This window comes from Orrella sp. JC864 (assembly GCF_037026685.1).
Taxonomy (GTDB): Bacteria; Pseudomonadota; Gammaproteobacteria; order Burkholderiales; family Burkholderiaceae_B; genus Orrella.
Window position 1 is genome coordinate 173,361 of sequence record NZ_JBANET010000001.1, and the last position, 13,113, is coordinate 186,473.

General features: G+C 70.0%; 13 protein-coding genes and 1 pseudogene. 5 read left to right on the plus strand and 9 right to left on the minus strand.

The window, feature by feature from the left end:
* Positions 1 to 13: 13 nt before the first annotated feature.
* Together V8Z80_RS00720 and surE are read right to left on the minus strand one after the other, a co-directional pair.
* On the minus strand, positions 14 to 736 hold the full coding sequence (locus V8Z80_RS00720; RefSeq protein WP_155197294.1) for a protein-L-isoaspartate(D-aspartate) O-methyltransferase: 723 nt from the start codon (positions 734 to 736) through the stop codon (positions 14 to 16).
* A gap of 125 nt (positions 737 to 861) precedes the next feature.
* On the minus strand, positions 862 to 1,608 hold the full coding sequence (gene surE / locus V8Z80_RS00725; RefSeq protein ID WP_155197288.1) for a 5'/3'-nucleotidase SurE: 747 nt from the start codon (positions 1,606 to 1,608) through the stop codon (positions 862 to 864).
* A 153-nt stretch (positions 1,609 to 1,761) separates the two neighbouring features.
* Here surE and plsY point away from each other — a divergent pair, with 153 nt between their 5' ends.
* A complete protein-coding gene (gene plsY, locus V8Z80_RS00730; protein WP_155197287.1) occupies positions 1,762 to 2,406 on the plus strand; it encodes a glycerol-3-phosphate 1-O-acyltransferase PlsY in 645 nt (214 codons plus the stop codon).
* A gap of 18 nt (positions 2,407 to 2,424) precedes the next feature.
* Here the strand turns inward: plsY and tsaD are convergent, their stop codons facing one another.
* On the minus strand, positions 2,425 to 3,477 hold the full coding sequence (gene tsaD / locus V8Z80_RS00735) for a tRNA (adenosine(37)-N6)-threonylcarbamoyltransferase complex transferase subunit TsaD (protein WP_336060695.1): 1,053 nt from the start codon (positions 3,475 to 3,477) through the stop codon (positions 2,425 to 2,427).
* 68 nt (positions 3,478 to 3,545) lie between these two features.
* On the opposite strand from tsaD, the gene V8Z80_RS00740 reads away from it, so the two are divergent.
* Entirely contained in the window at positions 3,546 to 4,838 is a 1,293-nt protein-coding gene (locus tag V8Z80_RS00740; protein ID WP_336060696.1) for an NCS2 family permease, read from the plus strand.
* Positions 4,839 to 4,889: 51 nt separating this feature from the next.
* Here the strand turns inward: V8Z80_RS00740 and V8Z80_RS00745 are convergent, their stop codons facing one another.
* Both V8Z80_RS00745 and V8Z80_RS00750 read right to left on the minus strand, forming a co-directional pair.
* Positions 4,890 to 5,483, minus strand: coding sequence for an IMPACT family protein (locus tag V8Z80_RS00745; protein ID WP_336060832.1), 594 nt, complete (start codon positions 5,481 to 5,483; stop codon positions 4,890 to 4,892).
* Position 5,484: 1 nt separating this feature from the next.
* The gene (locus V8Z80_RS00750; protein WP_336060697.1) at positions 5,485 to 7,086 is read right to left on the minus strand and encodes an ABC-F family ATPase; all 1,602 of its coding nucleotides are present in this window, start codon (positions 7,084 to 7,086) and stop codon (positions 5,485 to 5,487) included.
* 231 nt (positions 7,087 to 7,317) lie between these two features.
* Here V8Z80_RS00750 and V8Z80_RS00755 point away from each other — a divergent pair, with 231 nt between their 5' ends.
* A complete protein-coding gene (locus tag V8Z80_RS00755) occupies positions 7,318 to 7,923 on the plus strand; it encodes an enoyl-CoA hydratase-related protein (protein WP_336060698.1) in 606 nt (201 codons plus the stop codon).
* Between the two features lie 194 nt (positions 7,924 to 8,117).
* On the opposite strand, the gene V8Z80_RS00760 is transcribed toward V8Z80_RS00755, so the two are convergent.
* From V8Z80_RS00760 to V8Z80_RS00775, 4 genes are all read right to left on the minus strand, one after another.
* Entirely contained in the window at positions 8,118 to 9,170 is a 1,053-nt protein-coding gene (locus V8Z80_RS00760) for an LD-carboxypeptidase (protein WP_336060699.1), read from the minus strand.
* Positions 9,167 to 9,673, minus strand: a complete 507-nt coding sequence (gene tadA, locus V8Z80_RS00765) for a tRNA adenosine(34) deaminase TadA (protein WP_336060700.1) — start codon at positions 9,671 to 9,673, stop codon at positions 9,167 to 9,169. The genes V8Z80_RS00760 and tadA overlap by 4 nt, the downstream gene beginning before the upstream one ends.
* Positions 9,666 to 10,511 (minus strand): HAD family hydrolase, encoded by an 846-nt coding sequence (locus V8Z80_RS00770; protein ID WP_155195460.1) that lies wholly within the window; start codon positions 10,509 to 10,511, stop codon positions 9,666 to 9,668. Before V8Z80_RS00770 ends, tadA begins: the two co-directional genes overlap by 8 nt.
* Before the next feature lie 206 nt (positions 10,512 to 10,717).
* Positions 10,718 to 11,353: a hypothetical protein gene (locus V8Z80_RS00775; RefSeq protein ID WP_336060701.1), complete on the minus strand. Its 636-nt coding sequence runs from the start codon at positions 11,351 to 11,353 to the stop codon at positions 10,718 to 10,720.
* A gap of 308 nt (positions 11,354 to 11,661) precedes the next feature.
* Between V8Z80_RS00775 and V8Z80_RS00780 the strand changes: the two are divergent.
* Positions 11,662 to 12,306 (plus strand): annotated as a pseudogene (locus V8Z80_RS00780) (DUF502 domain-containing protein); the annotation flags it as partial.
* 199 nt (positions 12,307 to 12,505) lie between these two features.
* The gene (locus V8Z80_RS00785; RefSeq protein WP_155195458.1) at positions 12,506 to 13,075 is read left to right on the plus strand and encodes a restriction endonuclease; all 570 of its coding nucleotides are present in this window, start codon (positions 12,506 to 12,508) and stop codon (positions 13,073 to 13,075) included.
* Positions 13,076 to 13,113: the final 38 nt, after the last annotated feature.

Genomic DNA, 13,113 nt, shown 5'->3' on the forward strand with positions numbered 1-13,113 from the left:
TTCTCCTGTTTGCTCAAGATTGTATCCCTGCCCGCAAGGGCACGAAGCGGACGGCCTCCAGTTCGGTGCGCACCCAGCTGGCCGGACCGGTGCGTTCGATCAGCACCAGCCGCTGCTGGGCACCGCCTTCCGGGGCGATGAGCCGGCCGCCCGGCGCCAGTTGCTCGAGCAGCGCGCGCGGGATCTGCATGCCCGCGGCGGCCACCACGATAGCATCGAACGGAGCCGCGCTGGGCGCGCCGGCCATGCCGTCGCCGAAAGACAGCTTGACGCGGTGCAGGCGCAATTGCCGCAGCCGCTGCCGGGCCGACTCGTACAGGCCCTTGACGCGCTCGATCGCGTGCACTTCGCGCACCAGCTGCGCCAGCACGGCCGCCTGGTAGCCGCAGCCCGCGCCGACCTCCAGCACCTTGGCCGGGGCGCGGTCGCGGCAGACGGCGCAGATCATGTAGGCCACCACCCAGGGCTGCGAAATGGTCTGGCCAAAGCCGATGGGCAGCGCGGCATCCTCGTAGGCCCGGCTGGCAAGGGCTTCATCCACGAAGTGATGGCGCGGCACGGCCATCATCGCGGCCAGCACCCGCTCGTCGTCGATGCCCTGCTGGCGCAGGCGCTGCACCATGGCCGCGCGCATGCGGTCCGAATTCAGGCCCAGGTTGCCGGGCATGCCCGGCACCGACACCGAGGCCGGGACGGCCGCCGGCGGCCGCGGGCGCGCCGGCCCGGGCTGCGGCATGCCCGGCGTCAGGATGCGGGTGTTGCTGTTGCTGGCGGTGATGCCCGGCTTCGAGCCGAAAGGCGAGGCGCCGCCCGCGCGGCCGGCGCGCGGCCAGAAGGAGGAAGTGTCGCCGGGGCGCTTGCTCACAGCGGCTCCGCCCAGTCACGCACCTGCGGCAACTGCTCTTTGTGGGTCAGGTCCAGGCGCAGGGGCGTGATCGAGACGCTGCCTTGCGCCGTGGCATGGAAATCGGTGCCTGGGGCGGCATCCAGCGCGTGGCCGGCCGGCCCGATCCAGTAGACCGTCTCGCCATAAGGCGTGGTGGTCTTGACCACGGGTTCGGAAGGATGCCGCTTGCCCAGGCGGGTGACCTCGATGCGCCGCAGCGACGCCTCGGGCAGGTTGGGAATGTTGACGTTCAGCAGCACGGGAGCGGCCAGCGGCTCGGCGATCTGGCGCTCGACCACGCGGCGCGCCACCTGCGCGGCCGCCTCGATATGCGCCCAGCCCTTGTCCACCAGCGAGAAGGCGATGGCCGGTATGCCGAACAGGTAGCCTTCGGTGGCCGCGGCCACCGTGCCGGAATACAGCGTGTCATCGCCCATGTTCGCGCCGTTGTTGATGCCCGAGACCACCAGGTCGGGGCGCTCGTCGAGCAGGCCGGTGAGCGCGACGTGCACGCAGTCCGAGGGCGTGCCGTTGATGTAGTAGAAGCCGTTGGCCGCCTGGCGCACCGCCAGGGGGCGGGCCAGCGTCAGGGAATTGGAGGCGCCGCTATGGTTGGTCTCGGGCGCGACCACCGTGAGCTTGCCCAGCCCCTGGAGCGCGGCGACCAGCGCCTCCAGGCCGGTGGCGGTATAGCCGTCGTCGTTGGAAACGAGGATGTGCATGCAGCGACCCGAAAAAAAACGTGACCGAACGCAGCCGATTGTACCCGCACGCCCGCTGCGGCCGCTGTGCGCGGGCGGGCGCCGCCGTCCCTGCCCGCGGGGGGCCGGCGGACGGTAGAATGCCGCCACATCAAAAACAGGCGAGTCGCATACATGATCGGATCCCCTTCCCTGGCCCTGGTTCTTGCCGCGCTGGCGCTCGCCTACCTGCTGGGCTCGGTGCCCTTTGCCGTCGTGGTCAGCCGGCTGATGGGCCTTAAGGACCCGCGCAGCTACGGCTCGGGCAACCCGGGCGCCACCAATGTGCTGCGCACGGGCAACAAGACCGCCGCGGCCCTGACCCTGGCGGGCGACGCGGCCAAGGGCTGGCTGGCGGTGTGGGCGGCGCAGCGCTGGGCGCCCGAGCTGGGGTTCTCGTCCGCGACGATCGCGCTGGTCGCCGTGGCCGTGTTTCTCGGCCACCTCTATCCGGTCTTCCTGCGTTTCAAGGGCGGCAAAGGCGTGGCCACGGCCCTGGGCGTGCTGCTGGCCCTGCAGCCCTGGCTGGCGCTGGCCACCGCCGCCACCTGGCTGCTGGTGGCCTTCTTCCTGCGCTACTCCTCGCTGGCCGCGCTGGTGGCGGCCCTGTTCGCGCCGGTCTATTACGTGTTCGGCTCGGGCGTGGCCTGGTATGCCTCGCGGCCCATCGGCGTGGCCATCGGCGCGATCTCGCTGCTCCTGATCTACCGCCACCGCGCCAACATCTCGCGCCTGCTGGCGGGCACGGAAAGCCGCATCGGCGGCAAGGGCAAGAAATAAGCCGTGCGCCGCCCCGCCCTAGCGCGGCCCGGCCTGGATGTCGTCCAGGCTCCAGCGGGGCCGCACCGTAAAGCCATGCCCGGCCTGGGCGGCCTGGCCCAGGTCCTGCAGCCCGGCGCGCACCCGCTGCGCGGCCGCGAAGGCGATCATGGCGCCGTTGTCGGTGCACAGCGCCAGCGGAGGAAAGAACGCCTGCCCGCCCAGCGGCCGCAAGGCCTGGGCCAGCCGCTCGCGCAGCAGGCGGTTGGCTCCCACGCCGCCGGCCACCACCAGCCGCTTGAGCCGCGTCTGGCGCAGGGCCTTGGCCGACTTGGCCACCAGCACCTCGACGATGGCCTGCTGCGTGGCCGCGGCCAGGTCGGCGGCCAGCGACTCGCTGTGCGCGCCGTTTGCCTGGGCCTGCCGCAGCCGGGTCAGCACGGCCGTCTTCAGGCCGCTGAAGCTGAAGTCCAGGTCGCCGCTGTGCAGCTTGGGCCGCGGCAGCTCGATGGCCTCGGCACGCCCGGATTCGGCCAGCCTGGCCAGCGCCGGCCCGCCCGGATAGCCCAGGCCCAGCAGCTTGGCGGTCTTGTCGAAGGCTTCGCCGGCCGCATCGTCCAGCGTCTCTCCAAGCAGGGTGTAGCGGCCCACGCCGTCCACGCGCATCAGCTGCGTATGCCCGCCCGAGACCAGCAGCGCCACGAAGGGAAACTGCGGCGCCGGCTCGGCCAGCAGCGGCGAGAGCAGATGGCCCTCCAGGTGATGGATGGGAATGGCCGGAATGCCGCGCGCCCAGGCCAGCGAACAGGCAAAGCTTGCCCCGACCAGCAGCGCGCCGGCCAGCCCAGGGCCGGCCGTGTAGGCCACTGCCCCCACGTCCCGCAGCGACAGGCCCGCCTGGGCCAGCACCTGGCGCGACAGGGGCAGCACGCGGCGGATGTGGTCGCGCGAGGCCAGCTCGGGCACCACCCCGCCGAAAGCCTCGTGCATGGCCGCCTGCGTATGCAGCGCATGGGCCAGCAGCCCGCGCTCGGTGCACACGGCAGCCACGCCGGTCTCGTCACAAGAGCTTTCAAAACCTAGAATGATCATGGCGCGAGAGTTTACAGCCCCGCGCCCGCACCCGGCTTTCCGCTACGCAACCCTTCTTTTCGACCGACATGCTCGAACGACTCTTCAAACTGCGCGAACACGCCACCTCGGTGCGCACCGAGGCCATCGCCGGGTTCACCACCTTCCTGACGATGTCCTACATCATCTTCGTCAATCCGGACATCCTGTCCAGCACGGGCATGGACCGCAACGCGGTTTTCGTGGCCACCTGCCTGGCCGCCGCGCTCGGCTCGCTGATCATGGCCCTGCTGGCCAACTGGCCCATCGGCATGGCGCCGGGCATGGGGCTGAATGCCTTCTTCGCCTTCACGGTGGTGGGCGCCATGGGCTACACCTGGCAGCAGGCGCTGGGCGCGGTGTTCATCTCGGGCATCATCTTCCTGATCCTGACCGTGACCAAGGTGCGCAGCTGGCTGATCGCGGGCATTCCCCGCTCGCTGCGCAGCGCGATCGCCGCGGGCATCGGGCTGTTCCTGGCCATCATCGCCCTGAGCAGCGCCGGCATCGTGGTCGACCACCCCGCCACCAAGGTCACGCTGGGCGACCTGCGCGAGCCGGGACCGCTGCTGGCCATCCTGGGCTTTTTCCTGATCGCCGCGCTGGACGCCATGCGGGTGCGCGGCGCCATCCTGATCGGCATCCTGGCCATTACCGCGCTGTCCATGCTGCTGGGCCTGACCCAGTTCCAGGGCGTGTTCTCGGCGCCGCCCAGCCTGGCGCCCACCTTCATGCAGCTGGACATCATGGGCGTGCTGCAGACGGGCTTTCTGCACGTCATCCTGGTGTTCGTGCTGGTCGAGGTGTTCGACGCCACCGGCACGCTGATCGGCGTGGCCAAGCGCGCCGGCCTGGTCGATGACAAGCAGCCCGCGCGCCTGGGCCGACCGCTGCTGGCCGACAGCAGCGCCATCGTGGCCGGCTCGATGCTGGGCACCAGCAGCACCACCGCCTATGTCGAAAGCGCCTCGGGCGTGCAGGCGGGCGGGCGCACCGGCCTGACGGCGCTGGTGGTGGCCCTGCTGTTCCTGGCCGCGCTGTTCGTCTCGCCGCTGGCCGCCTCCGTGCCGGCCTACGCCACCGCGCCCGCGCTGCTGTACGTGGCCGGCCTGATGATGCGCGAGCTCATCGACATCGACTGGAACGACGTCACCGAAGCCACGCCGGCCGCGCTGACGGCCCTGGCGATGCCCTTTACCTATTCCATCGCCAACGGCCTGGCTTTCGGCTTCATCAGCTACGTGGTGCTCAAGGCCGCCACGGGGCGCGCCCGCCAGGTTCATCCTGCCATGTGGCTGGTGGCCGGGCTGTTCGTGGTGCGCTACGCCTTCTTTCCGGAGTAGGCCGCCGCGCGGGCCGGGCGTGCGCCGGCCCGCGTGCGCCGGCCCGGCGCTTCAGGTTTCCTGCAGCGGCTCCCAGCGCCCCTGGCCGCGGCTGGCGGCCATGAGGTAGTCATGCAGCGCCTGGCACTGGTGCGCCGGCAGGCTTACCGTCAGCCGGGCGCCGGCCGCATCGAAGGCCTCTTCCTCGATCACGGCCTGCCACTGCGCCAGCCGCGCCTGCAGCCGCGCCAGTTCCGCAAAGGGACAGCCCAGGCGCACCCGGGCCAGCCGCACGCGCGGCTGGCGCACGCCTGCGCGCAGGCATTGGGCCGCGCCGCCGGCATAGGCGCGCGCCAGCCCGCCCGCGCCCAGCTTGATGCCGCCGAACCAGCGCACCACCAGAACGCAGACATGATCGAGCTGCTGGCCGTCTATGGCCTGCAGGATGGGGCGTCCGGCGGTGCCCGCCGGCTCGCCGTCGTCGCTGCTGCGGTAGACCTGCCCGATGCGGTAGGCCCAGCAGTTGTGCGTGGCGGTGGGGTCGCTGCGCGCGGCGATGAATGCCAGCGCCGCCTGCGGGTCGCAGACCGGCGCGGCGTGGGTCAGAAAGCGGCTCTTGCGCACCGTCTCCTCGAAGGTGCAAGGGCCGGCCAGCGTATCGAGCAGGTCAGGACTGGGCTTCACGCGAGGCGAGGAAGTCCTCGTAGCCGCCGCGGTAGTCCTCGACCTTGCCGCCGGGGGTGACTTCGAAGATGCGCGTAGCCAGCCCCGAGACGAATTCGCGGTCGTGCGAGACGAACACCAGCGTGCCTTCGTACTTCTCCAGGGCGAACTGCAGCGACTCGATCGATTCCATGTCCAGGTGGTTGGTGGGCTCGTCCATCAGCAGCACGTTGTGCCGGCCCAGCATCAGGCGCCCGAAGCTCATGCGATTCTTCTCGCCGCCCGAGAGCACCCGCACCGCCTTGGGGATGTCGTCGCCCGAGAACAGCAGCCGGCCCAGCACCGAGCGCATGGCCTGGTCGTCGTCGCCCGGCTGGCGGAAACGGCTCATCCAGTCGAACAGGTTCTCGTCGGAATCGAACTGGTCCGAGACGTCCTGCGCCATGTAGCCCAGGTCGGCGTTCTCGGACCACTTGACCGTGCCCGAATCCGGCGCCAGGTCGCCGGCCAGCAGGCGCAGCAAGGTGGTCTTGCCCACGCCGTTGGCGCCGATGATGGCGATCTTCTCGCCGGCCTCGACCATGGCCGAGAAATTGCCGATGACCGGCTGGTCGTAGGCCTTGGAAAGCCCCTCGATGGTGACCGCCTGCCGGTGCATGACCTTGCCCTGCTCGAAGCGGATGTAGGGATTCTGGCGCGAGGATGGCTTGACCTCGACGGCCTCGGCCTTGATGCGGTCGATCTGCTTTAAGCGCGAAGTGGCCTGGCGGGCCTTGGACTTGTTGGCCGAGAAGCGCCGCACGAAATCCTGCAGGTCGGCGATGCGCTCCTTGGCCTTGGCGTTGGAGGCGGCGATGCGCTCGCGCGCCTGGGCCGAGGCCAGCATGTAGTCGTCGTAGTTGCCCGGATACACGCGCAGCTCGCGGTAGTCCAGGTCGGCCATGTGCGTGCACACCTCGTTCAGGAAGTGGCGGTCGTGGCTGATGATGATCATGGTGCTCTGGTAGCCGTTGAGCACGCCTTCCAGCCAGCGGATGGTGTTGATGTCCAGGTTGTTGGTGGGCTCGTCCAGCAGCAGCACGTCGGGATTGGAGAACAGCGCCTGGGCCAGCAGCACCCGCAGCTTCCAGCCCGGCGCGATCTCGCGCATGGGCAGCTGGTGCTGCTCGACGGGAATCTCCAGGCCCAGCAGCAGTTCGCCGGCGCGCGCCTCGGCGGTATAGCCGTCGTACTCGGCGAACTTGGCCTCGAGCTCGGCCGCCCGCATGTAGTCGTCCTCGGACGCCTCGGGATCGGCATAGATGGCATCGCGCTCGGACATGGCCTGCCACATCTCGGTGTGGCCCATCATCACCACGTCCAGCACGCGTACGTCCTCGTAGGCGAACTGGTCCTGGCGCAGCTTGCCCAGGCGCACGCCCGGCTCGAGCGAAACATTGCCCGAAGTGGGCTCCAGGTCGCCGCCGATGATCTTCATGAAGGTGGACTTGCCCGAGCCGTTGGCTCCGATCAAGCCATAGCGGTTGCCCTCTCCGAACTTGACCGAGACGTTCTCGAACAAGGGCTTGGGACCGAACTGGATGGTGAGATTGGCTGTAGAAATCACGATGCTGGCAGAAAAAGGCGGTGTAGCCCGCTACACGCTAATCCGCCAGTGTAACGCGAGCGTTGCATTGGCCCAACTGGCGGGATATATCGGGCCAATCCCAGGCACTGCGGCTTGCCGGGGCGTGCTATACCGCCTCCTGCGGCCTATGGAAAGGCAGCTCGTCCGGGAGAACAGGCCATGTTCACGACGCTGGAACTTGCGATTGGCCATCGCACTGCAACGATATGGATGAATCGGGCCGACATGCGCAATGCCCTGAACGGCGTCATGATCGGCGAGTTGACCCAGGCCTTCAACAGCCTGGTGGACGACGAGCGGGTGCGTGCGATCGTGCTGGGCGGGCGTGGCAGCGCCTTTTGCGCGGGGGCGGACCTGGCCTGGATACGCTCGGCCTCGTCCCATACCGAGGCCGAGGACCAGGCCGACGTAGAAGCCATGCGCGAGCTGCTGCGCACCATCGACGACTGTCCCAAGCCCGTGGTGGCCCGGATACACGGGGCCTGCATCGGCGCCGGCATGGGCCTGGCCGCCGTCTGCGACATCGCGGTGGCCTCGCGCACGGCCTCCTTCGGCCAGCCCGAGACGCGGCTGGGCCTGATGCCGGCCCTGACCGCCCCTTACGTGGTGCGCGCCATGAGCCTTCGCGCCGCCCAGCGCTGGCTGCTTACCGGCGAGACCTTCGGGGCCAACGAAGCCTGGCGCATCGGTTTCGTGCACGACGTGTGCAACCTGGCCGAGCTGGACCCGCGCATCGACGCCCTGCTCGGCGGCTTCATGATGTCCAGCGCCCCGGCGGTGCAAGGCACCAAGGCCTTGCTGCGCACGCTCTGCTAAGACCCTTCCCCGCCCCCCGCCTTCCCGGCCCCGCGCCATCCCGTCCCCGTTTTATCCCCTGCCCTCCCTGCCTTTGCGGTCCACGCCCTTACGCAAATCTTACGGCTGCCTTACGCACGCCTTCTGCTTGCTTGCGCCCGCCTTGCCACGCAGGCCGCAGCCCCGCCCGCGCTTTCGCGCCGGCGGGGACGGGCTCAGTGATCGTGTTCCTGCAGCACCAGGTAGGCCATGCCGTCCTCGGTGGCCAGGCCGACCCTGGCCCCCACCGGCAAGGTGGCCTTGGTCGGCACGTGCCCGTAGGGCAGGCCCGTGACCACCGGCACCTTCACGGTCTGGCGCAGCCACTGGAGCACGGCCGGCATATCGTAGCCCCGGTCGTGCGGCGCCAGCCGGTACCCGGTGAAACGGCCCAGCAGGATCGCCTTCTGGCGTCCCAGCACGCCGGCCTGCCAAAGCTGCGCCAACATGCGCTCGATCCGGTATGGGTGCTCGCCCACGTCCTCCAGGAACAGGATGCCGCCGCGCACCTTGGGCAGGTAGGGCGTACCCAGCAGCGAGGCCACCATGGCCAGGTTGCCGCCCCACAGCACGCCGCGGCAGTCCACCGGATCGGAGTCGGGCGACTCGAAGCTCAGCACCTCCAGCTCGCCGCGCAGGGTTTCGGCGAACAGGTCCGGCGTCAGCGGGTCGAGCCGGGCCGCCCCGAAATCCGTGCAGGCGGTCGGCCCGCTGTAGCTGACCGTGCCAGTCCGGGCCAGCAGCGCCAGGTTGAAGGCGGTGAAGTCGCTCAGGCCGACGAAGCGTTTGCCGCTGTCGGCCAGTGCGCGCCAGTCGAGTTGGGGCAGCAGGCGCCCCAGCCCGTAGCCGCCGCGCGTGGCCATCACGATGGGATGCTTTTGCTTGACCGCGCGCCCGAAGGCGGCCAGGCGCTGCGCATCGGTGCCGGCAAAGCGCTGGTGCACCGCCAGCGCGGTACGGTCCACCGCGTTGCGAAATCCCAGCTGGGCCAGACGCTTGCGGGCGCGCTCGAGCGCCTGCGGATCGGCCACCGCGCTCGAGGGGGAGAACAGGTAGATGCCGCTGGCCTGCGCGGCCAGGGCGGCATGATCGTGCCCGCAATCGTCCTGCCCGTGTGCGCCGCAGGCCGGGCAAGGGCCCTGCCCGCCGGCCTGTCCGCCGGCATGACGCGGGCCGTTGTCGGAGGACGGTGCGCCCTGGCGGGCCGGGGTTCGTTTGCTTGCGCTCATTCGGAAAGGTCCTTGCGGCGGCGTTCCCGGAAAAAGCGGCGCAGCAGGTCGCCGCAGGCCTCTTGCAGGATGCCGCCCATGATCTGGGTTTGATGATTGAGCTGGCGGTGGGCGCCGATGTCCAGCACGCTGCCGCAGCAGCCGGTCTTGGGATCGGCGGCGCCAAAGACGATGCGCGCCAGCCGGGCATGCAGCATGGCGCCCACGCACATGGCGCAGGGCTCCAGCGTCACGTACAGGGTCGCGCCGGGCAGCCGGTAATTGCCGGCCTGCGCGGCGGCCTGGCGCAGCGCCACGATCTCGGCGTGGGCGGTCGGGTCGCTATCCGTGATGACACGGTTGTGGCCCCGGCCGGCCACCTGCCCGGCGGCATCGAGCAGCACGGCGCCCACCGGCACCTCGCCGGCCTGCCAGGCCAGTTGCGCCTGCGCCAGGGCCAGCCGCATGGCGGTTTCGTCGTCCACGGGAACGTGCGGCGCGCCGGCCGCTGCCGTCTCAGCCACCGTAGGTCCTGCTCTTGAGCGCGATGCGCTTGGCCAGGCTGGTCACGGCCTCTTCCAGCCATTGGTAGAGCTCGGCCTGCTCGTCGTAGCGCGCCTGGTTCAGATTGGAGACCCGGCCGTCCTCGATGAAGCCCCAGGCGCGGCTGCGCTTGTCGCGATGGCGCGGATCCCACACCCCGAAGGCGAAACCGCCGCCGCGGCGCACCACCGAGAAGCAGGGAATATCGGTATAGCCGTCACCCACAAAAATCATCTGGTCGAACGGCACGCGCAGGCGCTCGGGCGGCACCTTGCGGTTGACCTCGAAGGGCTTGCCCGCATAGGCGGGCCCGATGATGCCCTTCTGGATATGGAAGAGGTAACGGGTCTTGTCCGTGAAGCTGACGATGCGCCGGGGAAACACGATGGCGTCCTGGGCGTCGTAGGTGAATTCCGAGGCCCAGATGTCGGTGAACTCCGGCGCGATGGGCGTGGCGCGCACCACGTCGCCGATGCCGCTGGAGATCAGGTAGAACTCCAGCTGGACCTGCGGATGGACCTGCCTCACGGCCTGGCGCAGCCTGCCGAACACCGTGGCCACCCCCTCGTGCAGCGGCAGCCCGGCCCCCCAGCGCCGCAGGCGCTCGCGGGTGATCGGCCCGTGGGCGCCCGCCCGCGACAGCTCGATCATGCGGTACAGGTAGGCCGGCACGGGGTCCCAGTCCTGGGCCAGCAGCGGATCGACCTGCCCGGCCCAGAAAGCGGCCGTATCGACGCCGATATGCGCAAGAAAACCCGAGGTGCTGTCGGGCGCAAGGGTGTCGTCGAAGTCGAAGATCAGCGCGATAACGTCTGACATGGGGCCGGAGCCGGCGGGCTAAAAAGCCGCATTGTAAGGCGAGCCGGCTTGCCGCCGTCCAAAAGAAGCGTTTTCGCCCCGGGATGGCCGGACGGCGAAAAAAACCAGGGCCGCGCCGCGGGCGGGCCCTGGAAAAACGGCTGGCGGGCGTGGGGCCGGCCGAGATGCCGGCCTGCGCGGCCAACCCTGGAGACGGGGTCCTGGCGTCAGCGCACGTTGGTGCCGGCCGGCCCGGGCGCGCCCATGGGGCCGCCCGGCGCAGGCAGGGGCTGCGGCGCCATGGTGCCGGTGCCGGGGGCCGGCGTGGGCGCCGGCATCGGCTGCGGGGCGCTCGTGCCCGGCATCGGCTGCGGCGTCCCCGTGCCCGGCATCGGCTGCGGGACACTCGTGCCCGGCATGGGCTGCGGGGCGGGGCTGCCTGTCCCGGGCGCGGGCATGGGCTGCATGCCGGTGCTGTCCACCGGGACCGTGATGGTGCGCTCGCGCAGCACGCCGCCGCCGGCCACGCTGCCGTGCGTGCGGGTCTGCGGCGAGGTCATGGTTTCGAGGCAGGTCTGCTGCTGGTCGGGCGGCAGCTTGGCGCAGCGCTGCTGGGCGTTGCGCTGCAATTCCTCGGGCGAAGCCGCATGCCGGTTCGGCCTGGCCTCGGTGAGCACCGCCCCGGCCTCGCGCAGGCAATCTTCCAGGTTCTGCCCCGTGGCCCCGCTCCTGCAGGCGGCCACGTCCCTTTCGTACTGGGCCTGCCGCGAATCGCCGGCGGCCATCGCGCCGCCGGCCAGTACGGCGCCCGCGATGCCCAGCAGCAGGGCTTGGGTTCGGAATCGTCGATGTCGGTGATGCATGAGGACCTCCTTGTCGCGCAGATACGGGGAGCGATATGACTGGCACTATTATGGATACGCCCCGCGCGCCGGCATACCCGTCCCTTACTTCTGGCAAAGACTCTTTCCATTCCCTACCCGGGCGCCGGGCGCTTCTTGCGCCTTGCAACACCCGCGCGGCACCGGCGCAACGGCGTGACGGCCCTCCGGCAATGCGCCGCGCGGCCCAATTGGTTACCCTGCGTAGCCCCCGCTGTCACATCCTGCTGCTATGCTCCGTGCGCTGACCGTGCATGGGCAGGCCTTGCCTGTCCGGCCCAGGAGTCTCCATGAAACGCTTCTCCAAATACTTCATCCGCGGCCTGATCACCATCCTGCCCCTGGCGCTGACCGTCTACCTGCTGGTGATGTTCCTGTCATGGATGGAATCGACGGCCCTGATGGTGCTCAGCCCCTTCGTGGGCAGCTTCTACATCCCCGGCATGGGCCTGCTGCTCGGCATCCTGGGCATCGTCGCCCTGGGCGTGCTGGTGTCGCAGCCCCGTTTCCAGCAGATGATCACCGTGGTCGAGCTGCCTTTCACCACCGTGCCCGTGGTCAAGAGCATCTATTCCTCCCTCAAGAGCTTTGCCGACTACTTTTCGCCCCGCAGCAAGCACGACGGCGACAAGCAGCAGGTGGTGCTGCTGCGCATTCCCGGCCATCCGCTCGAGCTGGTGGGCCTGGTGACGCGCCACGGCGTGGACGGCCTGCCCGACGGGTTCCTCAGGGAAGACCGCGTGGCGGTCTACCTGCCGATGGGCTACATGATCGGCGGCTATACGGTGTTCGTGCCGCGCAGCTGGGTGCAGCCCATCGCCATGTCGGTCGAGGAAGCCATGCGCTCGTCGCTGATCGCCTGGATGGCCCGCAGCGATGCCGGCCAGGTGGCGGCCACCGCGGCCGCCGCGCAGGCCGCCGCGGCCAAGCCGGCGGCCAACCTGGCGCAGGCCCACATCGACGCGGCCGCCCGGGCGCAGCAGGCGCCGCCCGCCGGCTCCGCGCCCCCTGCCTCCGCGCCCCCTGCCGAGGCAAAGCCGGCGCCGCAGGCCGATACCGGCATGCCGCCGCCGCCGGGCCGCTAGGCGCACGCGCCGGGCCCCTATACTGCAGCCTTTTGTCCAAGGCAGTCCCATGAAGCTGAAGATGGCCCAGAACTCGGTTTTTGCGATCCTGCTGCGCTCGGCGTGGTGGATCAGCGCGCTGATCGCCCTGGCCATCGTGGCGCTGTCTGCCGCGCTCCTGCCCGCGCAATATGCCTGGGCCGGCGCCTTCGGCGCCCTGCCCTTTTTTGTCATCGCCGGCATTGCCCTGGTGCGCCAGCTCAAGGCGCCTTCGAGCCGGCGCATCGAGCAGGTCCATGAGGCGGTGGCCGCGATGTCCTGGCCTGTCTTCGCCGATGCCTTGCATGCCGCGTTCGAGCGCGACGGCTGCCAGGTGCAGCGTTGCGCCCAGGGCCCGGCCGATTTTGCGCTGCGGCGCGGCCAGCATCTTGCGCTGGTGGGCGCCCGGCGCTGGAAGGCGCAGCGCGTGGGGGTGCAGGCGCTGCGCGAGCTGGCCCAGGCCGCCCAGGCGCAACAAGCCCGCGAATGCCTTTATGTCGCCTTGGGCGAGGTCAGCGAACCGGCGGCCCGTTTTGCCCGCGAGCAGGGCATACAGCTGCTCGATGCCGCGCAGCTGGCCCGGCTGCTGCCGCGCCAATGAGATAATGCCCGCCTCTTTCCCGTGAGCCGGAGACCGTT